This window comes from Faecalicatena sp. Marseille-Q4148 (assembly GCA_018228665.1).
Lineage (GTDB): Bacteria > Bacillota > Clostridia > Lachnospirales > Lachnospiraceae > UBA9414.
This window is the reverse complement of sequence record CP073692.1, coordinates 618200-644882: the sequence shown is the minus strand read 5'-3', so window position 1 is coordinate 644882 and position 26683 is coordinate 618200. Positions and strand designations below refer to the sequence as shown.

The window sequence follows — 26683 nt, the reverse complement described above, 5'->3', positions numbered from 1 at the left end:
CTATGAATAATAATATAGATATGACAGGAAAAGAACATCTTCTTGAATTATGGTCGGAAAGAAAAAATATGCAACAGGCAATTCATGAGCTTATTCAAAATTCTGAAACCGGCGTGGTTGCATATGATGGGTTCTATAAAGAATTGGAAGCAAGATATAATACTTCTTTTTCTAAAAGCAATGAGGATATGATTCTAAAAGGCATTTTAGATAATGTACTATGGAACATGGTTGGTAACAAAGAACTTTGTGAACATATTACGGAAAATGGGAAACTATACTGTTATCCGGAATGTGATACACAAATGACGGAAAACAATGCCGCATAGAAAGAGGGGTTATATGAGTAAAAAAGAAAGCATGTTGTTTGAGTTGATGGAAACCTGCAATTTTCTTGATGTGTTCGAGCATTGTTCAGAAGCACCGGATTCTTTACAGTCAGGGCAACATCCAGATGCCCAAATAGGATATATTCGTGCATACTGGAATGGAGACGGATGGCATGGAAACTATTTTCCCTGTAGAGGTGAGCTTTGGACGAAAGCATTTAACCGAGAATCACAGGATATTTATCGTTGTCTGGTGACGCAGTTTTATAATCTGGAAATATTAAGAGAATTTTGTAAGGGACATCCATCTTCGCATGTAGGTGAAAATGAGTATGATTTTTTTATGAATGGTCACGTAGCAGACTACTGGATTAGATTTATAACAAGAGCGAATGATTATAACCTGTACCTAAAAGGCTATAAGAAAAACTGTCAGCATACATAAAGCTATGGAAATATGATGAGGTGTAAAAAGGAAAGATAAAATTCTTTCCTTTTTACACAAAGTAGCAAATGTGACAATGTAAGGGTGAAAAGGATGGAAGAATTTGACAGGATTATAGAGTTTGCAATAAGAACAGATGTAGAACTATATACAGCAATGCCTTCAGGCTGGAAAAAGATTACCGGTTCAATGACTGCGCCGCGTGGGAGTACTTGGATCTACAATGGAAAATCATATTTTTCAGGGCAAAGGAAAACAGCGCTTTTGGTAGAAAAAGAATGTTTGAAATAGGATTTAAAAATGAGGTGGATAGTATTGAAGAAAAAGGAAGGATATTTTCAGCAGTCAAATGGTCAGCTTGCAATTCAAAGTCTGCTTACGGGTGAGTTTCCAGTCGAGTCTGTTTATGTGAACGGCAAATGGAAATACCCGGCAGGAGCTTGCAGCAGGAGGACCTTGTTAATCTGATAGGAGGAGATTACAAATGAAAACGGTAAAAGAAATAACACAGGAAACCGTAGATTCTTTCATTGAAACGATGAGTTTGACAATCTTTTATGAAAAAGTGGCAGATGAATTGCAGACAACAGCACCAGAAGGTTATGGATTTGACTGCCGGAAGATAAGTATTTCAAATGAAATTCAGGAGCAGTGGATACAGCAGTTTGAGGAAAAGCTGGGAAAAGAGCATCTTCCAGAATTGTTCAGAATGTTGTTACTTGCTGGACCAAAGGTGGAACATCAACTGAAAGCAAACGAAATAGCTACTGAAGAGAATTGGATTTGCAAAATGGATTAGGGTTATTACTTTCATTACGAAAAAAGAGAATAGGAGTTTGATATGACAGATGAAGAAAGAATATTTTCCTGCCAACAGGAAATCCGAAGACTTAGGGGTGTTGTGCGGGAATATGAAGAAAAAAGAAGAGTGTTTCTTGAATGGCTGGAAGAGGAAAGTAAAATACCATCTGAAAACCAGGCTGGATTGAATGTGGTGAAACAGTATTTGAATACATGTTTATATTAAAAGGTCTTAATTAGAGATACCTTTTAGGCATTCTGACAGGCGGCTATTTTGTAGTAGAAAGAAGAGGTAAATATGGTAAGATATGATGCACGAAAAGAAACTTTTGAAGAAATAGAAATTTTTGATACTTTGGCACTTTTCTGTTCGGGAAGAATTCAAAGAGAAAGTGTTCCAAAAGGCTTTTACTGTTATGAAGTGCGACATGATGATGAGTGTATGGGAATCCCATGTGAATTAAGTTCTCATGTTTTAGTAAATTTTTGGGGAACAGTAATATCTAAAGTATCGCTCATTAATAATGGAGAAGATAGGAGATATATAGGAACTGATGACTGGGGATATACGGAAAATACTGGAATACAATTGAAATCATGGCTTGGGTACAACATGTAAACTTAAAAATATCAGGCAATTTAATAAGGCGCAAAGCTGTTTTATTGAATTGCCATAAAATTACGTTTTATAGATACATTTGGATTTGTTGTAGTAAATTTTATGTAAAATGAGCGGTCTGGCAAAAATGCTGGACCGTTTTTTTATTTATTTACAGAAAAAGGAGAGTGGTGAACTTTTTATTTATTAGAAACAACTTCGGGTAAATAGTTGTTTTTGTATGTCCGGTAATAGACTTTTTGTTTCTATAACACAAAATGGGCTTACGAGAAATTATAGTATAAGACTCCTTTTGATAAAAAACATATAAAACGAGAAACTTGGAAAGGAGGACAAGTGGAAAATAAAACAGTAAAAAAAGTCTATGAGGTAGAAGAAATACAAAATATTTTGGGAATCAGCAGAAGTGCCGCATATGAACTGATTAGAGAAACTTATAAAATGCAGCATCCTTTTAAAGTCTTGAAAATAGGAAATCTATATAGAGTTCCTAAAGTACCTTTTGATAACTGGTTGAACGGAGAGACAGAATGATCTTTAGCCGGACATACGTTTCTGTTGACGTAAATTTTATCATTTTGATAAGGTTTCATTGAGGTATTTAAGTCATCACATGAGGAGGCTTATATATGAACAACGATATTATAGGAAAAGAGGTTGTGTTTTATGAAAATAATACATGGAATCATATTATAAAAGAAATCAATCTTTATACTTATACAATAGAATATGAAATAAAAAGCGGTTTTTCCGACAAAGAGCAGGCTGAACAAAGTTATTTTTTCTTCAATGAGAAGTTTCAAAAAGATATAGAGCGAATAAAAAGACTAACCAATATTCAATATACTTTTACGGAATATCTGGATTTTTGGATGAAAAACTTATATTTGCCATATAGTGATAGTTCTGCCAAAGTTGGCTATTCATGGACCATCTATCAGATCATTTTACCTAAAGTAAAACGAGATGTTTTATTAGGCATGGTTACCACGAAGTTTTTAGACGACCTGATTGATGAATGTGATGGATATTCAAAATGCTCTGCTGCCATGGCTTATAAAGTCATTCATTTGGCATTAACTGATGCATTAAATGACGGATATTTAAAAAATGATCCACTACCAGGAGTTAAAAAACGATATTGGAATTCCCCTAAAATTACGATTCTAACCAAGGAACAAGTTAAGATCTTTCTTGCTGCAGCAAAGGAATACCATTCTATCTATTTAGAGGTGTTGTTAGCACTGTTTTGCGGTCTTAGAAAAGGGGAAATAATGGGATTAAAATACAAAGATTTTGATTTTTTGCAACACACAGTATCCATAAATCGGCAAATAACACGTGATTACGATGTAGTTATTGAAGAGGATCGTACATACAAAATCGCTACTCAAAGATTATCCACAAAACCGCCAAAATCTTATAGCAGCTATCGAACATTGATCATTTCAGCTTTTATTTTTGATGAATTGGAAATAAGAAAAAAGGAAAATGAAGAAATTCTCAAACTTACAGAAAATCATGAATGGGCTGAATATATCTGTCTTGGCGTAAAGGGAAATATAAAGTCAGATGGAACTTACACTGAAGCAATAAAAAGAATTTGCAAACGCAATGGACTTCCACACATTACAATGCATGGGCTTCGTCATATGTTTGCTACGATACTGATTGAGCAGGGTGTTTCATTGGAAAAGATATCAAAATTAATGGGACATAAAAGTGTAGCTACAACATTTGAAATCTATTGTGGAATCATGGAAGCGAAGAAAGAAATAGCAAAAACTATTGATTCTGTAATGGATCCGGCAATTGGTGCCGTCAAAGTTCGCAGCAAAGGAGGGATAGTATGCATGTAAAACCTATCATAAAACCTCCGGTCAGTGAAACTTTCTTCTACGGTAAAATTATTTCATGGAAATTCAGTGATAGTGTAACTTATGTCAAAGCTCGGAAAAAATACTGTTTTCGTTTTGAAATTGTTTTTGAATCGGGAAAAGTTTGTCCAATGCAAAGAGGGGGATTTGTTTCTAAAACAGAAGCGATAAAAGCAAGAGAAAATACAATCAAACAACTTCACGAAAAAACATTTGTGCCATTTGAATATACAGCCAGAGAATTTTTTGATTATTGGCTTTACTATTATATGATTGATGAAGCTGATATTGCTTATAACACCTATACGGCATATCGGAATATCATATATAATTATTTTCTGGTAGTCTGGGGGGATAAAAAAATCACAGCTATACAAAGAGATGATTTGATTGCAGCGCTCGATAGCATCCCTTACGACTCCGTATTGAGAAGTGCATATGGCGTTATTGGTGGATCGTTTCAATACGCATTAGAAAATCATATTATCTATTTGAATCCTGTAAAATCTGCAATAAAAGTAAAACGAAAAACAGAGAAAAAATGTGAAATAGAGAATAATAAGAAGGAAGAACATGTTGATCAGCCTCCAGCTTTACCGGCAGTATATACACTTCAGCAGGTTACGATAATGTTATACCTATGCAAACAAGAAGAACCTAAAATTTTTATAGCATTATTATTGGCACTGACAGCCGGCTTACGCATATCAGAAATTATTGCAATAAAATATGAAGATATTGATTTCGGTAATCATGAAGTTTATATTGAACATCAGTTAGGAAGAAGCACAAAAAACGAAGGATTGGAAGATGGTAAACTTCTTACCCAGGAACTACGGACAAAAACCAGAAACAGTGTCCGAGGAACCCCACTGGCTGACTTTGTTATTGATGAAATTATACTTCAAAGACAAAAATATGAAGAATTACGTGCAAATATCCCAGATTTTCATGACTATGGATATCTGTGTTGTCAAGACGATGGCAAACCATACCATCGGGGTTTTGCTCAGGATGCATATACAAGGTTAATGGAAAAATGTGGTTTTACAAAAATACCTTGGAGAAAACTACGCAATACATACGCAACAATTCTGGCGGAATTTGAAATAAGCATGAAGGCTATTGCTGCAAGCTTAGGGCATTATTCAGCCGATTTTACTCAAGAAATATATGTTAATACGGAAAGAGTTGTATACAATGCCGACTGCGAAATAATCGCCTTTGCTCTAGAAGTTTTGCCTAAGAATAACGCCGCACAATTGATTCCGCTTGACGAAAGATATTTGCTTGAAGTTCTTCCCTAAAATGTATATAATGGTGTAGATTGGATGAGTCAATCACATAGCAGATGCTTCTGTAATGTTGTATCGTGTTGTATAATTATGCATGGTGTTTTCCAGTGATAAATAGTAAGGGAAATATGAGAAAAATGACCAAACCGGATTTTTGAGCGAAAAACACGTAAAATCAGTAAAATTTACATACGAAAAACAACATAAAAAATATCGATTTTTCACCTTGAAAAGTCAAAAACAGGTTCGAAAGAATTTGTGAAATATATACAAAAACAGAAAGGAAATATATGAGAAAACTTGCATTAAATGATGAAATATTACTAAAAATCGAGAAACCCGCCCGGTATATCGGGAATGAAGTCAATAGTGTCATGAAAGACCCGGAAAAAGTGGATATTAGGTTCGCTATGTGTTTTCCGGATGTGTATGAAATTGGCATGTCTCATTTAGGAATCCAGATTCTCTATGATATGCTAAATCGCCGGGATGATATCTGGTGCGAACGTGTCTACTCCCCATGGATTGACCTTGACAAAGTAATGCGCGAGGAGCAGATTCCACTTTTTGCACTGGAATCCCAAGATCCGATCAAAGACTTTGATTTTCTAGGTATTACAATTCAGTATGAAATGTGTTATACCAATATTTTGCAGGTGCTTGATTTAAGTCAGATTCCGCTTCTGGCAAAAGACAGAACAGAAACGCATCCAATTGTGATTGGCGGCGGGCCGTGTGTCTCTAATCCGGAGCCAATTGCAGACTTTTTTGATCTTTTCTACATTGGAGAAGGAGAGACCGTTTATTTTGAATTGATTGATCTTTATAAAGAATATAAAAAGGCGGGACGTTCCAGAAAAGAATTTTTGGAAGCTGCAGCTACCGTGGAAGGAATCTATGTTCCTTCTCTTTATGATGTTGTTTATAAAGAAGATGGCACGATTGAATCTTTTGTTCCAAATCATCCTAATGCACAGCCGATTATCAAAAAGCAAATGGTATTGGATGTGACAAATACATACTATCCAGAAAAACCGGTTGTACCATTTATTAAGGTAACTCAGGACCGTGTCGTATTGGAAATCCAGCGTGGCTGTATCCGTGGGTGCCGTTTCTGCCAGGCAGGAATGCTCTATCGTCCAACGCGCGAACGTGATCTTGAAATGTTAAAAGAATATGCAGTAAAAATGTTGGAAAACACCGGTCATGAGGAAATTTCCCTTGGTTCCCTTAGCTCCAGTGATTACTCAAAACTTCCGGAGCTTGTTAATTTCCTGATTGATGTATGTGAGAAAAAGAAAATTAACATTTCACTTCCGTCTCTTCGGATCGATGCGTTCTCACTTGACGTTATGAAAAAAGTTCAGGATGTGAAGAAAAGCAGTCTGACATTTGCTCCGGAAGCAGGCTCCCAGCGTATGCGCGATGTTATTAATAAAGGCTTAACCGAAGAAGTCATTTTAGATGGTGCCGGACAAGCCTTCGAAGCCGGATGGTCAAAAGTCAAACTCTATTTTATGCTTGGTCTTCCGACAGAGACAGAAGAAGATATGAAAGATATTGCCCGTCTGGCAGATAAAGTAGCAAGACGCTATTATGAAATTCCAAAAGACCAGAGAAATGGAAAATGTCAGATTACTGCAAGTACTTCATTTTTTATTCCAAAACCGTTTACGCCATTCCAGTGGGCAACGATGTGCCGTAAAGAAGATTATCTTCACAAAGCACATGTCGTAAATCATGAAATGAAAGAACAGTTAAATCACAAGAGCTTAAAATACAACTGGCATGAGGCGGATGTCACTGTACTGGAAGGCGTATTTGCAAGAGGTGACCGACGTGTTGGAAAAGCCCTTTTAGAAGCTTATCGTCTCGGATGTATTTATGATTCCTGGAGCGAGACATTCCGCAATGATCTTTGGCTGCAGGCGTTTGAGAATACCGGGATTGATATGGAATTCTACACAATGCGGGAACGCGATCTGGATGAAATTCTTCCATGGGATTTTATCGATGCCGGCGTTACAAAAGCATTTTTAAAACGTGAATGGAACCGCGCCATGAATGGAGAAGTGACTCCAAACTGTCGTGAGCAATGTCAGGGCTGCGGTGCATTGAAATATCAGGGAGGTGTCTGCATTGAAAGTAAGAATTAAATTTCGGAAAAACGGAGTGATGAAATTTATCGGACATTTGGATGTGATGCGTTATTTTCAGAAAGTAATGCGCCGTGCAGATATTCCGATTGCATTTACAGGCGGATTTAGTCCGCATATGATTATGTCATTTGCCAATCCCCTTGGCGTTGGTTTGACCAGTGATGGTGAGTATTTTGATATAGAGCTGACAGAACCTATTTCTTCCGCAGAAGCGATACGCCGCATGAATGCGACAATGGTGGAAGGAATGGAAGTGGTTAGTTTTGTTGAAATTCCTGATGAAAAAAAGAGTACGGGAATGGCGATCGTAGAAGCGGCAGATTATTTATCAAGACCAGTGAAAGGAACGCTTCCGGATAACTGGGAAGAAACATTATCAAGCTTTTTTGCCGAATCAGAGATTGTTGTCCGAAAAAAAACAAAGAAAAGTGAACAGGAAGTAAATATACGGCCAATGATCTATCAATTAGAAGTCCGCAACAATGAAATCTTCATGCAGGTTGCCACAGGAAGCCGTGAAAATCTGAAACCATCTACTGTTTTAGAGGCCTTTTTACAGTATCTTGGACTCGATGCAGATAGCGTGGATTTTGCGCATCATCGCCTGGAAGTGTATGCTGCGCTGGAAGAAGATGAGCAACGCAGATTTGTACCACTTGATGCGCTCGGCCATGAAATTGAATAGAAAGTAGAGAAAAAACATGGAACGAAAACTTATTTTGTGCCGGATCAATCATAATATTGTTTCGTCTGTTTTAGAGAATGGAAAGATTGTTGAACTCCATGTAGAAAAACCGGACAACAGGCAGTTTCATGTCGGTGACATTTACATAGGTAAAGTAAAAAATATTGTAAAGAATATTCAGGCTGCATTTATTGAAATACAACCCGGTGTAGAATGCTATTATCAGATGAACGATAATCCCTCTCCGATTTTTACGAAGAAAATCGGAAAAAAACCGCTTTGTATCGGCGATGAACTGCTTGTACAGATTGAGCGTGAAGCAGTGAAAACAAAAGTCCCAACGGTAACATCAAATTTGAGCCTGACCGGAAAATATATTGTGCTGACGCATGGAAATACCCAAATCGGTGTTTCTTCAAAGTTTCCGAAAGAACAGCGAACGCTATGGAAGGAAGCACTGGCTGATTATGCTAATTCCTCCTACGGGTTTATTGTCAGGACCAATGCTGCACAGTTATCGCTGGCTGAATTGAAAGCTGAAATCGATAAACAGATTGCGGCGTATGAGCAGTTGAAATTGCTGGCACAATCCCGCACATGTTTTTCATGTATGAAACAGGCGCCAAGAGAATATTTGGCTGCTTTGAAAAATATTTACCAGGACGGTCTCCAGGAAATTCTCGTAGAAGACGCACAATTATTTGATGAGGTTTTCCAATTTCTGAAGGAAGAACAGCAAGAAGATACAAAGAAACTTATTCGCTATGAAGATTCCTTGCTCCCACTTCACAAGTTATATTCCGTTGAACATGTACTTGAAGAAGCGCTGGCGGAACGCGTTTGGATGAAATCAGGTGCTTATCTCGTTATTCAGCCGACAGAAGCCTTAACTGTGATTGATGTTAATTCCGGGAAATGTGTCTTAAAGAAGAATGATCCTGATGCCTTTTACAAAATAAATCGGGAAGCTGCCGCAGAAGCTGCACGGCAGATCCGACTCCGCAATTTGTCCGGAATTATTTTGATTGATTTCATTAATATGGAAGCGTCAGAAGAACAGCAGGAACTCTTATCATTTTTAAAGAACCAGCTTCAAACAGATCCGATACGGACAGATGTTATTGATATAACAAAGCTGCAGCTTGTGGAAGTAACGAGACGTAAAGTACGAAAACCACTCCATGAAGTATGTCAAAAGCGAAGGAGTTAATACATGGGTAAGAAAGAATTAAAAACAAATGCAATGCGAATTCTGGAAAAACTGAAAATCCCTTTTACTTATGAGACTTATGAATGTGATGAATTTACAGATGGAATCCAGACGGCAGACAAATTAGGGCTTCCGCATGAACAGGTTTTCAAAACGCTTGTCACCGTCGGCAAAAGCAAAGGTTATTATGTGTTTGTGATTCCGATTGAAAAAGAATTAGATATGAAAAAGGCAGCGGCTTCTGTAAAAGAAAAATCTATAGAACTGCTCCACTTGAGTGAGCTGACGAAAGTAACCGGATATGTTCGCGGGGGATGTACTTCCATTGGGATGAAAAAGAAATTCCCGACCGTGATCCAGGAAGACGCAAAAGAGCAGGAGCATATTTTTGTAAGCGGCGGAAAGATTGGTATGCAGATTTGTCTTGCTCCGGAAGATCTCAAAAGAGCTGCAGATGCGATTTTTGCTGATGTGGTAAGGGAGGAACAGATTGATGAACACAGTTATTTTTGATCTCGGAAAGGTACTTGTAGAATATGACTGGAAACATTTGATGGATCGTTTCAGATTTGATGAAAGAACTTATCAGAAGGTCGCTGAGGCAATTTTTTTGAGCGATACATGGCAGCAGGGAGACGCAGGTGTTTATGATGAAACAACATGGCTTGAGGCATTCATTGAAAATGCGCCTGACTGCGAAGCACAAATCCGTCAAGTATATGGACAGCTGTCCGGTTGTGTCTGGAAATATCCATATACAGATGAACTGATTGCATATTACCGCTCGAAAGGCTTTCGCATTTACTATCTATCAAATTACTCAGAATATCTGCGGAATGCATCGAAGGATGTTCTTTCCTTTTTAGAACAATTTGATGGCGGAGTGTTTTCTTATGAAGAAAAATGTATAAAGCCGGAAGAAAAGATTTACAAAATCCTGTTAGAGCGTTATGATATAAAACCAGAGGATGCTCTATTTTATGATGACCGGGATGAAAACACAGCGAAGGCCCGGGAACTTGGTATTTGTGGTATTACATGGGTGCCTGGAATGGAGAAGACTATTTTAAAAGAAACGACATAGGAAAACGAAAGATACATGAGGAGGAACTCTTTTAGATGCAGAAAGTAGTAAAATTCGGTGGAAGCTCTCTTGCAAGTGCAAAGCAATTCAAAAAAGTAAAAAAAATCATTTTGGAAGATCCTGCACGCAAATACGTAGTGCCGTCAGCTCCGGGCAAACGCCATAATCGTGATATAAAAGTGACCGATATGCTGTACAGCTGCTATAAAAAAGCAGAAGATGGAGAATATTTTCTTGATACACTGGAAGCAATTCAGGAACGTTATGAAAAAATCATTGAAGGACTGGAGCTTTCCTTATCATTAGAAGAAGAATTTAAAGAAATTCAGAAACAGTTTGAAGCAAAGGCCGGAAGCGCCTATGCTGCATCCAGAGGTGAATATTTAAACGGTATTATTATGTCTGCTTATTTGGAAATGCCGTTTATTGATGCAGCTGAAGTCATCTTTTTTGATGAAAATGGAAATTTTGATGATGCGCGTACAGATATGCAGCTCAAGAAACGCCTTTCTCAGGAACCTACTGCTGTAATTCCTGGATTTTACGGTGCAAAACCGGATGGAACCATCCAAACATTTTCCAGAGGAGGCTCTGATATTACCGGATCGCTTGTGGCAAAGGCAATTGATGCAGATCTCTATGAGAACTGGACAGATGTATCCGGATTCATGGTAACTGATCCAAGAATTATTAAAAACCCGGAAATGATTGAGACGATTACTTACCGTGAACTTCGGGAATTGTCTTATATGGGGGCAACTGTGCTTCATGAGGAAGCAATCTTTCCGGTCAGAAAAGTAGGAATTCCAATCAATATCCGTAATACAAACAATCCGGAAGAACCGGGGACTTACATTGTAGAAAGTACATGTAAAAAACCAAAATACACAATTACCGGGATTGCAGGAAAAGAAGGCTTTGTTTCTGTTCATATAGAAAAAGCTATGATGAATGCTGAAATTGGTTATGGAAGAAAGGTCCTGCAAGTATTTGAAGATCACGGGATTGCTTTTGAACATATGCCTTCCGGCATTGATACTATGACTGTCTATGTACGTCAGGAAGACTTTGAGCCATATGAACAACAGGTCGTAGCAGGGATTCAGCGGGCGGTAGGTCCGGATCTGATTGAATTGGAATCGGATCTGGCGTTGATCGCAGTAGTAGGACGAGGAATGCGCTCTGCAAGAGGAACTGCCGGAAGAATCTTCTCAGCTCTCGCACATGCAAATGTCGAGGTAAAAATGATTGACCAGGGCTCCAGCGGATTAAATGTGATCATAGGTGTAAAATCATGTGATTTTGCCCCGGCGATCAAAGCAATTTATGATATTTTCGTGACAACACAGCTGTAATTGACAATCAGGAAGGAAATTATTATGAATATTTTATTTTTTCTGAAACCAAAAGCAGAAGTAGCAGTGATTTATTCCGATTACACCTTACGTCAGGTTTTAGAAACAATGGAGTATCATCGGTACAGCTCGATTCCGATGATCAGCAGGGCAGGAAAATATGTAGGAAGTATTACCGAAGGTGATCTGCTCTGGTATATTAAAGAACTCTCGAATCTAAATCTGAAAGAAGCAGAACGGATTTCTGTATCAGATATCCGAAGAAAGAGAGATTATGAATGTGTCAGCATCCTTGCTGACGTAGAAGATTTGTTTGGAAAAGCAATGTCTCAGAACTTCGTTCCTGTCGTAGATGATCAGGAAAACTTTATCGGAATTGTAACAAGAAGTGATATTATGAGTTACTGTTTCGAAAAATTAAAAAAATGTATTGACGAATAAATAAGTCAATGCTATAATACAGAGGTATGCCGCACAGTGGGGTTTCAAAGTGCTGCATTGCAGCCGCCGAAACTGGCGAGTAATGATAATAGGAGGTGCCATATGTACGCAATTATAGCAACAGGTGGTAAACAGTACAAAGTAGCTGAAGGCGATATCATTAGAGTAGAGAAACTTGGTGTAGAAGCTGGTACAGCTTACACATTTGACCAGGTTCTTGCAGTAAGTGACAACGAATTAAAAGTTGGAACTCCAACAGTTGCAGGAGCAACAGTTGAAGCATCTGTAATCGGTGACGGAAAAGCTAAAAAAGTTATCGTTTACAAATATAAGAGAAAAACTGGCTACCATAAGAAAAATGGTCATAGACAGCAGTACACAGAAGTTAAGATTGAAAAGATCAATGCTTAATAACTGACTATGATTCAGGTAACAATTTATAAGAATGAATTTAATGAGTTTGTAGGATTTCAGACATTGGGACATGCCGGATATGCAGATTCCGGTGAAGATATTGTCTGTGCTGCAGCGTCCATCTTAGTGATTAATACGATGAATGCGATTGAAGCATTTACTTCTGATGATTTCACTTGTGACTCGGAAGAAGAGAGCGGAATGATTCACTATAAGCTGTCGGCACGGCCTACAAAAGAAGCTGACTTATTATTGAGAACCATGATTCTTGGTTTACAGGACATGGAAGATGATGAGCATTATGGACGATATATTGATATAATTTACAAGGAGGTGTAACGACCATGATGAAATTGAACCTTCAATTTTTCGCTCACAAAAAAGGAGTTGGTTCTACAAAGAACGGTAGAGACTCTGAATCAAAAAGATTAGGTGCTAAAAGAGCTGACGGACAGTTTGTTAAAGCTGGTAACATCCTTTACAGACAGCGTGGAACAAAAATCCATCCAGGACTGAACGTAGGACGCGGTGGAGACGATACATTATTCGCTCTTGTAGACGGTGTTGTTAGATTTGAGAGAAAAGGTAGAGACAAAAAACAGGTTTCTATCTACCCAGTAACAGCTGAATAAAATGCATAATCACAGGCTTCAAATCTTTTGGTTTGAGGCCTCGTTTTTTAAGGAGAGAACTATGTTTGCAGACAGAGCTAAAATCTATATCCGTTCAGGAAAAGGCGGCGACGGACATGTCAGCTTTCGAAGAGAACTGTATGTTCCGAATGGCGGACCGGACGGCGGCGATGGCGGAAGAGGCGGCGATATTATTTTTGAAGTAGATGAAGGTCTAAATACACTGTATGATTTCCGTCATAAAACAAAATTCACAGCAAAAAATGGAGAAGAAGGCGGAAAAAGACGCTGTCATGGAAAGAACGCTCAGGATTTGATCCTGAAAGTACCGGAAGGAACAATTATTAAAGAAGCAGAATCTGGAAAAGTGATTGCGGATATGTCCGGCGAGAACAAACGTCAGGTGATCTTAAAGGGCGGCAAGGGTGGACTTGGCAACATGCATTTTGCCACTTCTACAATGCAGGTGCCAAAGTATGCACAGCCGGGCCAGCCAGCTCAGGAACTTTGGGTGATGTTGGAACTAAAAGTTATCGCAGATGTAGGGCTTGTCGGATTTCCAAATGTAGGAAAGTCTACATTACTTTCAAGAGTTACAAATGCGAACCCAAAGATTGCTAACTATCATTTCACTACAATCAATCCAAATCTTGGTGTCGTAGACTTGCCAAATGGTGACGGTTTTGTTATGGCAGATATTCCCGGACTGATTGAAGGTGCTTCCGAAGGACTTGGACTCGGACATGAGTTTCTGCGTCATATAGAACGTACTAAAATGATGATTCATGTGGTAGATGCCGCCGGCACAGAAGGTCGTGATCCGGTGGAAGATATTTATAAGATCAATGCGGAATTAAAATCTTATAATCCTGAAATCGCATCCCGTCCACAGGTAATTGCTGCCAATAAATCTGATTTAATTTACACAGAAGATGAAGACCCGGTGGAACGAATCCGAAAAGAATTTGAACCTCAGGGAATAAAAGTATTTAAGATTTCAGGGGTATCCGGTGAAGGGATCAATGAACTTCTTTATTATGTAGCAGAACAATTAAAGACAATGGATCAGAAACCGATCACTTTTGAACAGGAATTCTTCCCGGGAGATGAACTGATCCACGAAAATCTTCCATATACAGTAGAAGTTGTAGATGGCATGTATGTTGTTGAAGGACCAAAAATTGAAAAAATGCTAGGTTATACAAATCTGGATTCTGAAAAAGGCTTCCTGTTCTTCCAAAAATTCCTAAAGAATACAGGAATTCTTGCTGATCTTGAGAAAGCCGGAATTCAGGAAGGTGACACTGTAAAAATGTATGGACTTCAGTTTGATTATTATAAAGAATAACAGAAGGAGAAACGATTATGACAACAAAGCAGAGAGCTTACTTAAAAAGCCTTGCAATGACAATGGATCCAATTCTGCAGATTGGTAAATCGAGCATTACACCGGAGCTTACCACAGCAATTGCAGAAGCTTTAGAAGCGCGTGAATTGATTAAAATCAACGTGCTTCAGAATTGTGCTGATGATCCAAAAGAATTAGCACAGATTCTCGGAGAACGTACACGTTCTCAAGTTGTGCAGGTAATTGGCAAGAAAATTGTCCTGTACAAAGAGGGAAAAGACGACAAAAAGAAAATCGTATTACCATAAAAGAAAGGAATCCTGCGCAGACATTTTGTTTTGCGCAGGATTTTGGAATCATTATGAAAATCGGTATTATGGGAGGCACGTTTGATCCTATTCACAATGGCCATCTCGCATTAGCGCGATGTGCACTGACACAATTTCATCTTGATAAAATCTGGTTTCTTCCAAATGGAAGACCGCCTCATAAACTCGGGCAGGATGCGGATATGCGTCTGGCACATCGACTTAAAATGATAGAACTCGCAATTTCCGGAGAACCGGATTTTGAACTTTGCACCTATGAGGCAAAGAGAAAAGACGTTTCCTATTCTTATGATACAATGGAAACATTTCGGAAATATTGGCCGGAACACACTTTCTATTTTATTGTAGGTGCAGATTCTGTACTCACGCTGGAACAATGGAAACATCCGGAACGTCTTGCAAAAACATGCACCTTTCTTGCTGCCTGTCGAGATGATGTTGATAATGAAAAAATGGATCTAGAGATCAAACGACTGGAAAGACTTTATCAAACAAAGATTTTAATGTTAAAAATGCCCGTATTTCCAGTTTCCTCAAGTGAAATACGTCAAGAACTCGCATCCGGAAGTTTGGAGCATGGCCGCCTGCCGGAATGTGTATGGAATTATATTAAAGAAAAACATTTATATGAAGGTGATAAGAAATGGATCAGATAGCTCTCACAAAACTGCGCAAAAAAGTGAAAGAGCATTTGGATAAAGAACGCTATCAGCATACGCTCGGAGTTATGTATACAGCAGCTTCACTGGCTATGTGCCATGGAGCAGACCTCAGTCAGGCTATGTATGCCGGACTTCTTCATGACTGTGCTAAATGCATCCCAAATGATCAAAAATTAAATCTTTGTCGGAAATTTCAGCTGAATGTATCTGAAATCGAAGAAAGGAACCCAGGACTTCTTCACGCAAAACTGGGTGCTGCATTGACATGGAATAAATACGGCATAAAAGACGAACAGATCTGTCATTCCATTGAAGTTCACACAACCGGATGTCCGGAGATGAATCTGCTTGATCAGATTATTTATATTGCAGATTATATAGAACCGGGAAGATGTGAAGCGCCGCGCCTTGATCAGATCCGAAAACTAGCCTATCAGGATCTTGATTTATGTATGTACTATATTTTGGAAGATTCCCTTTCTTATATCCGTCTGCGAGGTTTTCCTATGGACCCGATGACAGAACAGACGTATCAATATTATAAAACAATCATTCAAAACCGTTAAAGGAGGAACTATTTATGGTTAATTCAAGAGAAATGGCGCGTATTGCATGCAAAGCGCTGGAAGAGAAAAAAGGCGAAGATATCTGTGTAATCGATATCTCAAAAGTGTCTGTACTTGCAGATTATTTTATTATCGCTAATGGTACAAACTCGAATCAGGTAAACGCACTGGTAGATTCTGTTGAAGAAGAACTCCACAAAGTTGGATGTGAAGCAAGACAGCGTGAAGGTTATGGCGCTGGAAATTGGGTATTACTTGATTACGCAGACATTATCGTGCATGTATTCGATAAAGAAAATCGTTTATTCTATGATCTGGAACGTATCTGGAAAGATGGACAGCGGATTGAATTAAATACTCTGTAAAAGCGGGGAGAACAATTTATATGCAATATACCATTCCCCACTATTATAAACAATTTCGCTGTATTGCTGATAAATGTCCGGATACTTGCTGTGCCGGCTGGCAGATTATGATTGATAATCGTTCTTTGAAAAAATACAGCAAGGTCAAGGGTGGTTTCGGGAATCGTCTTCAGAATGGTATCGATTGGAAAGCACATGCATTTCTTCAGCAGAGAGGACGCTGTGAATTTCTAAATGAAGACAATCTTTGCGATATTTATAAAGAGTGCGGGGCAAACATGCTTTGCAGAACTTGTCGGAACTATCCAAGACATACGGAAGAATTTGAGGGATTGCGCGAAATTTCCCTTTCCCTGTCTTGTCCGGAAGCTGCCAGAATCATTCTGGGAGAAAAAGAACCTGTTCGTTTTCTTACAAAGGAAGATTCCCGCGAAGAAACTTATGAATATTTTGATTTCTTCCTTTTTACTAAATTGTCTGATACGCGAGAGCTGATCTTTCAGATTTTACAAGACCGCAATCTGCAAATATCGGTTCGCATGGCAATTGTAGCAGCGTTGACTCACGATATTCAGATTCGAATTGATAAAAACAGTCTTTTCGAAATTGATGATATACTGGACCGATATCGCTCTGATCGGATGATTCCATTTTTCGAAACAGCTCTCAAATCATATAGCAATCGTGAAAAAGAACGTTATAAAATTCTGCAGCAAATGGGTGCCGTCCTCGATGAACTGGAAGTGCTGCGTCCGGAATGGCAGGTGCTCCTAAAAGACATCCGAAATGAACTCTACCAAAATGATATGGAACACTACCTTCGTTCTCGTGCAGAATTTTTGAGCACATTTGAGTCTCTTGAAATTTATTCTGAACAACTGATGATATTCTGGTGTTTTACCTATTTCTGTGGAGCGGTTTATGATGAAGCGGCAGAAAGTAAGATGAAGCTGGCTTTATTCAGCACAATCTTCATTCTTGAACTTGCCCACGGTATGTGGCTGAAACAAGGAAAACAGCTGTCATTCGATGATTTTACAGACTTAGCACATCGATATGCAAGAGAAATCGAACATTCAGATCCGAATTTAAACAGATTAGACCAGGTATTTCAAGAAAACAACATTTATCATCTGGAACAATTTCTTCTCTGTATTATGAATTGATGAAAGCGAAGAAAGCTATGTCAAAAAAAATATATTTACAGTATCATTTTCTATTTGTTATTTTTGATATTTGTAGCAAATGATGCATGGCTTTATAAAACTCCGATTGCAAAGATTACACAAGTTACAGAAAAGAAAATTGCAGAAATGCCTGCTGTCCGTGGCGGAAAAGAAATCTACTATTTGCTTGTTATCATTTTTACCATTGTAACTATGCTGATTTTGAATGGTTTCCATCGCAAAACAGTAGCGGCAATTTTTTCCACGTTCTTTGTATTTTCCCTAATCATGCTGATCTTTTTTGTTACTTTAAATACCACTGAACCATTTGATTATGGAATGATGGAATATCTTGGAAGTACAGAAAATCCGGAACATCTCTTTATAGCAGAAGTAATGTTTGCCGGTCTTGGCGCCATTATGGATGTCGCTGTTACATTAACCTCTGCTATGGAAGAACTGATTCGGAAAAAACCTGATATTTCTCTTCGCAAATTATTTCATTCCGGACGGGAAATTGGATATGACATTATGGGGACAATGATCAGTGTATTATTATTTATCTTTGCCGTAGGGTTAATTCCATCTTTTTTAATCCGAATGAACAACGATGTTCCGTTCATTACTAACATTAAGCAATATATTCCATTTGAAATTTCCAGATTCTTGATTGAAAGTATAGGAATTGTTGCTGCAATCCCGATTTCTATTGCAGTTTCCTCAGGATTTTTTAAATTGGCTGTTCGAAGGGAGAGAAGATGATGATATTAGTACTCATTCTTGTATTATGTATTTTTCTCTTCTTCGTAGGAGGAGAGCGTGGCGCTATCGTTGTAACAACGCTAGCCGGAAATGTTTGTGTATTAGCAGTTACGGTCATTCTTTTGGCAAACGGAATGCCGATTTTTCCCATTGTTTTTCTTGCCGCAGTACTAATCAGTTATATTACATTAATCCGACAAAATGGAAACAATCAGAAAACCTGGTCCGCATTTGTAAGTGTGGCAGGGATTATGCTTGTTCTTTCAATAGCCATTGCAGTAATTGTGCACATTACTAATGCTAGTGGATTAAATGAAATTCAATCTGTCCAAGAAGATGTAGCGTTTTATTATACATTGGATATTCAAATTCCTATGCAAAAAATTGCTGTAGGAGTTGTTATTTTAAGTGCACTTGGAGCTATTATGGATACAGCGCTTTCTGTAACGTCAGCAGTATACGAAGTTTCTCTTCATAAAGAAGAATTATCCAGAAAAGAATATATTTTATCTGGAATCCAAGTGGGAAAGGATATTATCGGAACAACCGCAAATACACTTTTATTCGCATACTTTGGAGAATCTATTTTACTATTTTCTTATCTGGTGAATATGAAATATAATTGGGAAATGATTTTAAACTCAAAGCTTTTATTTCAAGGTCTTGCCATGATGGCGGCCGGTATGACCGCATGTCTGCTGGCAGTACCTGTTTCATCGTATATCATAGCAAACGTAATCAGTGATAAATAAGAAAAACTGCAGAAGAGGAATGTTCTGCAGTTTTTTGTAATATTATATAACTTATTTGAATTCCGTGGGATGTGCCAGTTCCTTCATGGTTCTGCGATTTAGTATCACTGCCAGGAAAAAAGCAAATACGTCAGCAACAGGCTGAGCAAGCTGAATTCCTGTTAACTGGAGAAAATAAGGCAGAACAAGAATCATCGGAAGAAAGAATAATCCCTGTCTTGCAGCAGCCAAGAGAGAGGCGCGCATTGTTTTGCCGATTGTCTGCATCAACATATTATTCATTAAAACCCAGCCGCCTAAAGTAAATGTCACACACTGCATCCGAAGCGCTGTGCTGCCAATGGAAATCACAATAGGATCGTCCTTTCGGAAAATTGTGACAAGCGGTTCTGCAAACACGATCCCAAGTACAGAGAAGATAATAAGACCGCCAGTAGCGACCTTTACACAGAACCAAAATGCCTCCTGTACGCGCTTATACCGCCCCGCACCATAATTATAACCGCATACCGGTTGAAATCCCTGACCAAAGCCAATCAGGGCAGAATTTGCAAACATGGTAATTCTTCCAACAATAGACATTGCGGCAATGGCTGCATCGCCAAATGGATTTGCAGATAAGTTTAACGCCAGTGTTGCGATACTTGCAAGTCCTTGACGAAATAGTGATGGAAGACCGCCGCCGGCAATCGTAAGTAAATGTTCTTTGATATGCTTTAGATTCTTCAAACAAATCGGTATGCAAGTAGAAATCCGAATACCTGCCAACAGCAAAATGAAGCTGATAAGCTGGCTAATGATCGTAGCAAGGGCTGCACCGGCAACGCCCATATTCAATCCAAAAATAAAAATCGGATCCAGTACGATATTAATAACAGCACCGGAGGCAATTCCAAGCATTGCATAGAAAGCATTTCCCTGAAACCGAAGCTGATTATTCAGAACAAATTGCGCTGTCATATACGGCGCTCCAAGCAGAATAATTCCAAGATACGCTTCCGTATGGGGAAGAATCGTTTCCGTAGAGCCAAGCAGAAGAGAGAGTGGCTTTAAAAAAATCAGTCCCACAATTGTAATGATAAATCCTACAAAAATGGCAAGATAAAAACCGATTGCTGCAAGTTGTTCCGCTGCTTCATGATCTTTGGCTCCTAATTTTCTTGACATGGAATTCCCAGATCCATGACCGCAGAAAAATCCGGCTGCCTGTATTACGGCCATAACAGGAAAAGCAACTCCGACTGCAGCGGTAGCGCTCGTGCTGATCTGTCCGACAAAAAAAGTATCCGCCATATTATAAAATGCCGTAACAAGCATACTAATTATCGTCGGAATCGCCAGTCGGATAATAACCGATGGAAGAGGATCATCTGTCATCATTTTAAACTTTTCTTCTTGAGAAAGTGGATGTTTCATACTAATACTGCCTCCCGATTAACGCATAAAACGGAAGACACCGATTACTTTACCTAAAATTTCAACATGATCCACAATAATCGGATCCATGTGATCGTTCTCCGGCTGAAGTCGATAAATACCTTCTTCTTTATAAAAACGCTTGACAGTAGCGCTGTCATCAACCATAGCTACAACCATATCTCCATTGGCCGCTGTACATTCCTTTTGAACCAGTACAAAATCACCATCCAAAATACCGGCATTAATCATACTTTCACCTGATACTTTCAGCATATAAGTATTCTTATTCGGCATAAATTCCACAGGAATAGGAAAATAATCTGTAATATTCTGTTCTGCAAGGATTGGTTCTCCAGCTGCAACCCGTCCAACGATTGGAACCTGAACCATTTCCCGGCGTGACAGATTAAAGTTCTCATCAAGAATTTCGATCGCACGCGGCTTTGTTGGATCTCGACGGATATAACCATTCTTTTCAAGTGTCTCTAAATGTGAATGAACAGAAGAGGTAGACTTCAAATTCACGGCTTCACAAATCTCACGTACTGCCGGTGGAAAACCTCGTTCTAAAATCTGTTCTTTTATATATTCTAAAATTTCGGACTGTTTTTTGCTGATATTTCCATTTGACATAGTAATTCCTCCTGAATATGGCACAACTAATTTAAATTTAGTTTATCATAGATAATTTGAAAAAGCAAACAAATGTTTGAAATGTCTTGACAAACATTTGTTCGTATATTATAATTCGAACATAAAACGAACATTCGTTCTGATTAATAAGAAAGAGAAGTTATAATCCATTAAGAGTTCTACAAGAAGAGCAGGAGAGGAAGGTATTATGAAACATAAGAGCAATTATCATCATCACAATCCAAATAATCAAACGAACCATAATCACAGACGGAGATCCTCTGTCAGAAGAATACGTGCAAAGCGCTTATTCATGGTTATTTGTATGTTAATTGTAATCAGTTGTACCTTATTGCTTGGAAGCGCTTTTGCAAGTGCACATGATTCTAGCGAAAAGAACACAAACAATAAGTATTATAAATGTATTGAAGTTGCTCCTGGAGAAACACTATGGACTATTGCGGATCGTTATGCTTCAACAGAATATGATTCGTATCAGGAATATATCGATGAAGTCATTCAAATTAATCAGATGGATTGTTCTACGCTGTATGCTGATCAAAAACTTATTATTCCATATTATGCAGAGGAACACTCAGAAGATATCTATACAGCATCTGCGCTTATGCAATAGCTTTTTGCCATATACCATATAAATAGTACATACCATGTGACTGAATCGAATTCTTGGAAAAGAGTTGGTTGAATGAATTTTGTGTTTCATTATTGATATTTGTCTCTTCATTGAGAGAAGTATATCTATACGACAAATACAGATTTATTAAATAGATATAGACCAAATTGATTATTCGTGGTATAATCTCTTTAGATTTATTAATTTTAAGATATTAAGAAAGGGTTTACTACTATGGCGAAAGACATTAGAACATACCATGAACAGGCTTTTATTGACAATACGCTGCGGCTACGTGAAGTTCTTCAAACAATGCCGCCTTTTGTAAAAGACTATTTTCGAGCGATTGAACCGACTACTTCCGCAAAGACAAGAATTTCTTATGCTTACGATATCCGTGTCTTTTTCCGGTTTCTCATGGAGAATAACCCTGTTTATCGCAACTATACACTCAATCAGTTCCAACCCGCTGATTTAGAACGTGTTGAACCGGTTGATCTGGAAGAATATCTGGAATATCTGAAGGTTTATCACTCTGACGATGATAAACAAATTACCAACAGCGAAAAAGGGATTGCAAGAAAGCTTTCAGCATTAAGAAGTTTTTATACCTATTATTACCGTCATCAAGTAATCACAAAGAATCCAACAGATTTTGTAGATATGCCAAAGATACATGAAAAAGCTATTGTACGTCTGGATACCGATGAAGTTGCAATTTTACTTGACTATGTTGAGAATTGCGGAGCAACACTAACCGGTCAGAAAAAAGTATATTATGAAAAGACAAAAGAAAGAGACCTTGCCATTCTTACTCTCCTGCTCGGAACAGGAATTCGTGTTTCTGAATGTGTCGGTCTTGATCTGGATGACATTGATTTTAAAAATAACGGAGTAAAAGTAACTAGAAAAGGCGGAAACGAGATGGTTGTCTATTTTGGACGTGAAGTTGAAAAAGCTCTTCTTAATTATCTCGAGCATGATCGAAAACTCCAGAATCCTCTTCCGGGAAATGAAGAAGCCCTCTTCTTATCTACTCAGCGAAAACGTATGGGTGTGCAGGCAGTTGAGAATATGGTAAAGAAATATGCGCGACAAGTAACTCCAAATAAAAAAATTACACCGCATAAGCTGCGCAGTACATATGGTACTTCTCTCTATAAAGAAACAGGAGATATTTATCTTGTAGCAGATGTATTAGGGCATAAAGATGTTAATACAACCCGGAAACACTATGCAGCCATAGACGATCTTCGTCGCAGGCAGGCTGCCAGTGCCGTAAAACTCCGGGAAGAATAACCTGACTTTAGCTTTATCTGCTAGATTACTTATTGGTTTTCACGAAAATAATTCATTCGTTAATTTTCTATATGCAATATGGAAAGCTCATGTAATGCTCTTGTTGCACAGATATATTCTGCCTGTCGTGCCAGTTTCTGATTTGGAATTTCTTGCTGCCAGGAACAAACACAGTCAAATTCCAGTCCTTTTGCAAGATAAAATGTCGTGACGGTAAGGCCTTTTTGAAATGAACTGCTGTTTCGATCAAGATATGTTACTGCAGCATATTCTTTCAGATGCTCATAAATCCAGAGAGCTTCTCTCTCTGTTTTTGTAAGGATTGCTGCTGTTTCATATCCGTTGACTAATACTTCCTTAGAATCCGGATAGAGATATTCCAAACAAGATTGCAGTGCTTCCTCTCTACTGTGAAATATTGCTTCTTTTATCGGCGTTCCATGTCGCTGAAAAACACTGATACCGGATAATCCAATAAGACGATTTGCATATTCAGTAATTTCTACTGTGTTTCGATAACTTTTGTTTAGAACAATTTTCCGAATCTGTCTTCCATATATTTTAGGAAGAAACTGAAGTACATCCTGCTGTTCTTCATCCATTGTCTGCGCTTTATCGCCAAGAATTGTCATACGGCAGGAAAACATCGTTTCAAGGATACAGTACTGCAGATATGAGTAATCCTGCATTTCATCGACAACAAGGTGTTTAATGTGTTTATGCTGACGAACGCTGCAAAGACGATATTTCATATACAGCATCGGAAATACATCCTCATATCGGAGAAAACGTTCTTTCTGAGGAAGTTCCGGAAGTGGTTCAAAGCCAAACATCTCTAAAAATTGAGAATAGATTACATAGAGATCTTTTGTTTCATACATTTTTTGGAATTCTTCTGTAATGACTGCCCGCTCTTCTTCCGTCAGATCTTTTCCACGTAATGTTTCATATTCATCTATTACATATTCCATAACAGAATCCATTCTTGATAGTAAGGGGATCTGAGTAAATTTATCATAAAACAGGTGAATCAATTCATATTCGCTTTTTTCATAGCCTTTCCAGTGAATTTTATGAAATTGAACAAGACTATCTTCTAAAATAGCGAAATACCCTTCCATCATACCGATAAAATCAGCAGATTGTTTTTCATGAAATTTAGAACCGGCTTCTGGTGCAAAAAGCTGTTGTTCCAGAAGATCATACTGATCCTCACAATCATTGATATACGGCAGAAGCTCTCGATAAGCAAAAAGATCAAAACTCATTTCCTGAATTGGTTCTTCTCCCAATTCCGGCAAAATTTGAGAAATATAGTCTGAAAACACTGTGTTTGGAGATAAGATTAAAATATTGGAAGATTTCAAGTGTTTGCGATCATGATAAAGTAAATACGCTATTCTATGAAGTGCAATCGAAGTTTTTCCACTTCCGGCAGCTCCTTGAATAATCATAATTCGATCTTTCGTATTTCTAATAATTTCATTTTGTTCTTTTTGGATTGTTCTGATAATATTTTTCAGATGAATGTCTCCATTCATTCCAAGCTCTGCTTTTAAAATATCATCGTCTATTTTAATATCACTTTCAAATGCATAGATCAGCTTACTATTTCGGATTTTGTACTGCCATTTTGAAACTACTTCACCACTCATTTTTCCACCAGGTGCCAGATAGGATGCCGGTCCTTTATCATAATCATAGAATAAACTGCTGACCGGAGCACGCCAGTCATAGATTAATGGAATCTGTCCGCTTCCCTCTGAAAAACTGGCAATCCCGATATAAAAGGCTTCTGCATCATCCTCACCGTCATATTGAAAATCTACTCTCCCAAAATAAGGGGAATCTAGCATTTTGCGAAGACGCCGTCGAAAAAGCCGCTGCTCTCTCGTACTATTCATCTGTTGAAATAATGCTTGCTGATTATCATAATTCTCGTAGCCATATTCATCCATTTCTGTATAGCTTTCCCAATAATAGTCATGCATACGGTCAATATCTTTCTGACCATCGGCAATCTTCTGATCCAATTCCTGAATTCTCTTCTGTAATTTTGAAAGTACGAAAAAAAGATATTCTTCTGATGTATTTGTAGTAATCTCGTTCATAATTACTCACTCCTGTTGCTCTAGTCTTATGGGGTATTCTGTATCACTTCATTGGAGCCAAGCGGCATTAAATAATATGAAATCGTAACCGGGTAGCCTGATGCCCCGTCATAATGCCAAAATCTTAAGTACTGTCGATCATTTGTCATACCATCAAATAACAAATGCTGTTGTCCTCCAAGCCAATAACCAATTTGTGGATTGTCTGTTAAAAAAACAGCTTCCGGATAAACACTCTGAAAATGTGAAGCAAATAATATCTGCACAGCATTTCGGGGATCATATTCCAATGCAGAAAATCCAGCAGCGATATAATCTCCCGGCATAAAGATATGGTACATATCATTTTCAGAAAATGACAGTGTTTCTGGTTCCGCAATCATTTCCAAGCGGTACATTCCATTTTGTTCCTCAGTGAACGGATATACAGCATAACAGTCTTGTCCCTGCATAATTCTAAAATTCAAACAAACAGAAGTATCTTCTGCCAAAAGCGGCTGGCCATTGACCGCCGGAACCGTATATTGCTCTGTAAACGTAACCTGTGCCAGAAAATCGCTATCTGTTCCCGCTGTAATTTTCACTGTCTCTAATTGAATATAACGATCTGCTCCGTCTGTACGTCGGGATAACGCATATCGTTCCAAACTATTCTTGATCAACCAGTTTCTATCAGAATAGCTTCCGGCTATCCGAAAGCTTCCGGCAATAGTACTCTCCAGTGTTTCCAGCGTTGGATCCGCTGCCAGCAATTGCTGCATCTGACAGACAATCTCTGAATCCGCATCAAGCTGTTCCTCATCCAAAGAAGAGATCTCTTCGTTTAATACAGGATCTTTTGGAAATGGCTGCTGTTTTACAAAAAAATGTTTATAAGGATGCCAGATCATAGTCGTATCATGCACCGGATCACGCCATGTGATGGTCTTCGGATCATCGAGTGAGGAGGATAGCTCATACGACACTTGGATTTTCAGGTCATCAGTAAAAAAGCCTCCCAGTATAAATGTAGTCAATCCGGCTCCGGCAAATAAAATCCACATATTTCTCCACGGCCGTTCCGACACCCAGTAAAAAACAAGGCAGCCTGCCGCAAGAAGTGCAAACGCCAGCGCAGCTAAAAGACTTCTAAGCCATGGGATTCTATATGTGATCTGATAATACTTCAGCAAAAAAATATCTGTCCATGTAAGTATTTCGCATAAAAATGCGAGTCCAAGCAAAATACATCCTGTTATCTTACGTTTTTTTGAAATTTTCATAACTCCACCATCTTTTATGTGTATTCACA

General features: G+C 38.3%; 34 protein-coding genes. 30 read left to right on the top strand and 4 right to left on the bottom strand.

Features of this window, described 5'->3' with window-relative positions:
- Positions 1 to 2: 2 nt before the first annotated feature.
- From KFE17_03115 to KFE17_02980, 28 genes are all read left to right on the top strand, one after another.
- Complete coding sequence (locus KFE17_03115; GenBank protein ID QUO32760.1) at positions 3 to 329, top strand: hypothetical protein; 327 nt, start codon at positions 3 to 5, stop codon at positions 327 to 329.
- 13 nt (positions 330 to 342) lie between these two features.
- Positions 343 to 774, top strand: coding sequence for a hypothetical protein (locus tag KFE17_03110; protein QUO32759.1), 432 nt, complete (start codon positions 343 to 345; stop codon positions 772 to 774).
- Positions 775 to 867: 93 nt separating this feature from the next.
- Complete coding sequence (locus KFE17_03105; GenBank protein ID QUO32758.1) at positions 868 to 1065, top strand: hypothetical protein; 198 nt, start codon at positions 868 to 870, stop codon at positions 1063 to 1065.
- A gap of 9 nt (positions 1066 to 1074) precedes the next feature.
- Positions 1075 to 1242 carry a hypothetical protein gene (locus KFE17_03100; protein QUO32757.1) on the top strand — a complete coding sequence of 56 codons (168 nt, stop codon included), beginning with the start codon at positions 1075 to 1077 and terminating at the stop codon, positions 1240 to 1242.
- 16 nt (positions 1243 to 1258) lie between these two features.
- Positions 1259 to 1573 carry a hypothetical protein gene (locus KFE17_03095; protein QUO32756.1) on the top strand — a complete coding sequence of 105 codons (315 nt, stop codon included), beginning with the start codon at positions 1259 to 1261 and terminating at the stop codon, positions 1571 to 1573.
- Positions 1574 to 1615: 42 nt separating this feature from the next.
- Entirely contained in the window at positions 1616 to 1801 is a 186-nt protein-coding gene (locus KFE17_03090; protein ID QUO32755.1) for a hypothetical protein, read from the top strand.
- A gap of 72 nt (positions 1802 to 1873) precedes the next feature.
- Complete coding sequence (locus KFE17_03085) at positions 1874 to 2194, top strand: hypothetical protein (protein QUO32754.1); 321 nt, start codon at positions 1874 to 1876, stop codon at positions 2192 to 2194.
- Positions 2195 to 2530: 336 nt separating this feature from the next.
- A complete protein-coding gene (locus KFE17_03080) occupies positions 2531 to 2728 on the top strand; it encodes a helix-turn-helix domain-containing protein (protein QUO32753.1) in 198 nt (65 codons plus the stop codon).
- Between the two features lie 95 nt (positions 2729 to 2823).
- Complete coding sequence (locus KFE17_03075) at positions 2824 to 4053, top strand: site-specific integrase (protein QUO32752.1); 1230 nt, start codon at positions 2824 to 2826, stop codon at positions 4051 to 4053.
- On the top strand, positions 4044 to 5378 hold the full coding sequence (locus KFE17_03070; protein ID QUO32751.1) for a site-specific integrase: 1335 nt from the start codon (positions 4044 to 4046) through the stop codon (positions 5376 to 5378). The genes KFE17_03075 and KFE17_03070 overlap by 10 nt, the downstream gene beginning before the upstream one ends.
- A gap of 278 nt (positions 5379 to 5656) precedes the next feature.
- Positions 5657 to 7522: a TIGR03960 family B12-binding radical SAM protein gene (locus KFE17_03065; GenBank protein QUO32750.1), complete on the top strand. Its 1866-nt coding sequence runs from the start codon at positions 5657 to 5659 to the stop codon at positions 7520 to 7522.
- Complete coding sequence (locus KFE17_03060) at positions 7506 to 8210, top strand: TIGR03936 family radical SAM-associated protein (protein QUO32749.1); 705 nt, start codon at positions 7506 to 7508, stop codon at positions 8208 to 8210. The genes KFE17_03065 and KFE17_03060 overlap by 17 nt, the downstream gene beginning before the upstream one ends.
- 16 nt (positions 8211 to 8226) lie before the next feature.
- Positions 8227 to 9420: a ribonuclease E/G gene (locus KFE17_03055; GenBank protein ID QUO32748.1), complete on the top strand. Its 1194-nt coding sequence runs from the start codon at positions 8227 to 8229 to the stop codon at positions 9418 to 9420.
- 3 nt (positions 9421 to 9423) lie between these two features.
- Positions 9424 to 9933 (top strand): Cys-tRNA(Pro) deacylase, encoded by a 510-nt coding sequence (ybaK, locus tag KFE17_03050; GenBank protein ID QUO32747.1) that lies wholly within the window; start codon positions 9424 to 9426, stop codon positions 9931 to 9933.
- Positions 9911 to 10504 (top strand): HAD family phosphatase, encoded by a 594-nt coding sequence (locus KFE17_03045; protein ID QUO32746.1) that lies wholly within the window; start codon positions 9911 to 9913, stop codon positions 10502 to 10504. The genes ybaK and KFE17_03045 overlap by 23 nt, the downstream gene beginning before the upstream one ends.
- A 35-nt stretch (positions 10505 to 10539) precedes the next feature.
- On the top strand, positions 10540 to 11859 hold the full coding sequence (locus KFE17_03040; GenBank protein ID QUO32745.1) for an aspartate kinase: 1320 nt from the start codon (positions 10540 to 10542) through the stop codon (positions 11857 to 11859).
- A gap of 24 nt (positions 11860 to 11883) precedes the next feature.
- Positions 11884 to 12300 (top strand): CBS domain-containing protein, encoded by a 417-nt coding sequence (locus KFE17_03035; GenBank protein ID QUO32744.1) that lies wholly within the window; start codon positions 11884 to 11886, stop codon positions 12298 to 12300.
- A 102-nt stretch (positions 12301 to 12402) separates the two neighbouring features.
- Positions 12403 to 12711, top strand: a complete 309-nt coding sequence (gene rplU, locus KFE17_03030) for a 50S ribosomal protein L21 (protein ID QUO32743.1) — start codon at positions 12403 to 12405, stop codon at positions 12709 to 12711.
- Between the two features lie 9 nt (positions 12712 to 12720).
- The gene (locus KFE17_03025) at positions 12721 to 13053 is read left to right on the top strand and encodes a ribosomal-processing cysteine protease Prp (GenBank protein QUO32742.1); all 333 of its coding nucleotides are present in this window, start codon (positions 12721 to 12723) and stop codon (positions 13051 to 13053) included.
- A 5-nt stretch (positions 13054 to 13058) separates the two neighbouring features.
- Positions 13059 to 13346, top strand: coding sequence for a 50S ribosomal protein L27 (gene rpmA, locus KFE17_03020; GenBank protein QUO32741.1), 288 nt, complete (start codon positions 13059 to 13061; stop codon positions 13344 to 13346).
- A gap of 61 nt (positions 13347 to 13407) precedes the next feature.
- A complete protein-coding gene (gene obgE, locus KFE17_03015; GenBank protein QUO32740.1) occupies positions 13408 to 14694 on the top strand; it encodes a GTPase ObgE in 1287 nt (428 codons plus the stop codon).
- Positions 14695 to 14711: 17 nt separating this feature from the next.
- On the top strand, positions 14712 to 15002 hold the full coding sequence (yhbY, locus tag KFE17_03010) for a ribosome assembly RNA-binding protein YhbY (GenBank protein ID QUO32739.1): 291 nt from the start codon (positions 14712 to 14714) through the stop codon (positions 15000 to 15002).
- 53 nt (positions 15003 to 15055) lie between these two features.
- Positions 15056 to 15679: a nicotinate-nucleotide adenylyltransferase gene (gene nadD / locus KFE17_03005; protein QUO32738.1), complete on the top strand. Its 624-nt coding sequence runs from the start codon at positions 15056 to 15058 to the stop codon at positions 15677 to 15679.
- A complete protein-coding gene (gene yqeK, locus KFE17_03000) occupies positions 15667 to 16251 on the top strand; it encodes a bis(5'-nucleosyl)-tetraphosphatase (symmetrical) YqeK (GenBank protein QUO32737.1) in 585 nt (194 codons plus the stop codon). The genes nadD and yqeK overlap by 13 nt, the downstream gene beginning before the upstream one ends.
- A 14-nt stretch (positions 16252 to 16265) precedes the next feature.
- Positions 16266 to 16616 (top strand): ribosome silencing factor, encoded by a 351-nt coding sequence (rsfS, locus tag KFE17_02995; protein ID QUO32736.1) that lies wholly within the window; start codon positions 16266 to 16268, stop codon positions 16614 to 16616.
- Positions 16617 to 16636: 20 nt separating this feature from the next.
- A complete protein-coding gene (fliB, locus tag KFE17_02990) occupies positions 16637 to 17782 on the top strand; it encodes a flagellin lysine-N-methylase (protein QUO32735.1) in 1146 nt (381 codons plus the stop codon).
- 33 nt (positions 17783 to 17815) lie between these two features.
- Complete coding sequence (locus tag KFE17_02985; protein QUO33600.1) at positions 17816 to 18544, top strand: YibE/F family protein; 729 nt, start codon at positions 17816 to 17818, stop codon at positions 18542 to 18544.
- On the top strand, positions 18544 to 19296 hold the full coding sequence (locus KFE17_02980) for a YibE/F family protein (GenBank protein ID QUO33599.1): 753 nt from the start codon (positions 18544 to 18546) through the stop codon (positions 19294 to 19296). Before KFE17_02985 ends, KFE17_02980 begins: the two co-directional genes overlap by 1 nt.
- 51 nt (positions 19297 to 19347) lie before the next feature.
- On the opposite strand, the gene KFE17_02975 is transcribed toward KFE17_02980, so the two are convergent.
- Together KFE17_02975 and lexA are read right to left on the bottom strand one after the other, a co-directional pair.
- Entirely contained in the window at positions 19348 to 20712 is a 1365-nt protein-coding gene (locus KFE17_02975; protein QUO32734.1) for an MATE family efflux transporter, read from the bottom strand.
- An 18-nt stretch (positions 20713 to 20730) separates the two neighbouring features.
- Entirely contained in the window at positions 20731 to 21348 is a 618-nt protein-coding gene (gene lexA / locus KFE17_02970) for a transcriptional repressor LexA (protein ID QUO32733.1), read from the bottom strand.
- A 208-nt stretch (positions 21349 to 21556) separates the two neighbouring features.
- Between lexA and KFE17_02965 the strand changes: the two genes are divergently transcribed.
- Positions 21557 to 21982 (top strand): LysM peptidoglycan-binding domain-containing protein, encoded by a 426-nt coding sequence (locus KFE17_02965; GenBank protein ID QUO32732.1) that lies wholly within the window; start codon positions 21557 to 21559, stop codon positions 21980 to 21982.
- A 234-nt stretch (positions 21983 to 22216) separates the two neighbouring features.
- Positions 22217 to 23281, top strand: coding sequence for a tyrosine-type recombinase/integrase (locus tag KFE17_02960; GenBank protein QUO32731.1), 1065 nt, complete (start codon positions 22217 to 22219; stop codon positions 23279 to 23281).
- A 59-nt stretch (positions 23282 to 23340) separates the two neighbouring features.
- Here the strand turns inward: KFE17_02960 and KFE17_02955 are convergent, their stop codons facing one another.
- Both KFE17_02955 and KFE17_02950 read right to left on the bottom strand, forming a co-directional pair.
- The gene (locus KFE17_02955; GenBank protein ID QUO32730.1) at positions 23341 to 25392 is read right to left on the bottom strand and encodes an AAA family ATPase; all 2052 of its coding nucleotides are present in this window, start codon (positions 25390 to 25392) and stop codon (positions 23341 to 23343) included.
- Positions 25393 to 25418: 26 nt separating this feature from the next.
- Positions 25419 to 26654 carry a hypothetical protein gene (locus tag KFE17_02950; protein QUO32729.1) on the bottom strand — a complete coding sequence of 412 codons (1236 nt, stop codon included), beginning with the start codon at positions 26652 to 26654 and terminating at the stop codon, positions 25419 to 25421.
- Positions 26655 to 26683: the final 29 nt, after the last annotated feature.